The sequence below is a fragment of the Streptomyces sp. CO7 genome (assembly GCF_053474865.1).
Genome location: NZ_JBRIOU010000133.1, coordinates 1 through 416, shown reverse-complemented (window position 1 = coordinate 416; position 416 = coordinate 1). Strand labels below are relative to the sequence as shown.

At 66.3% G+C, this 416-nt stretch carries 1 tRNA gene; it reads right to left on the bottom strand.

Going from position 1 to position 416, the window contains the following annotated elements:
- Positions 1-56: 56 nt before the first annotated feature.
- Positions 57-132, bottom strand: a tRNA-Arg gene (locus tag ACOV8S_RS31450).
- Between the last annotated feature and the right edge of the window lie 284 nt (positions 133-416).

Here is a 416-nt window from a genome sequence, read left to right as displayed (position 1 = left end):
GTCGAGCACCGCGCAGCGCAGTCGCACGTCGTCCGATCCCTCCGCCAAACGGGCAGTGGCGCCCCCGGCAGGACTCGAACCTGCGGCCAAGCGCTTAGAAGGCGCCTGCTCTATCCACTGAGCTACGGGGGCCTGGTGTGGTGGCCTCGGTCGTGCTGCCCGGGTGCGGGCCGATCCGTGACGCTGCCGGGGACAAGGATAGGGCTCCCGGCTCCATGTCCCTGATGCTTCTCCTCCGTGGCTCGATGTGGAGGTTCGGTGAAGCGCTCCCGATAATCGCAGGCAGGTACGAATCGTGCATCGCTTTTGGCGTCTCGCGCATCGGGTGTTGTGCACTCGTTATGCCTGGGCTGTGCTCGCGCCCCGGTAATCCCTTCCGTCCGGAGTGTCCGGTCGGCGCGCAGACATGCTCATCA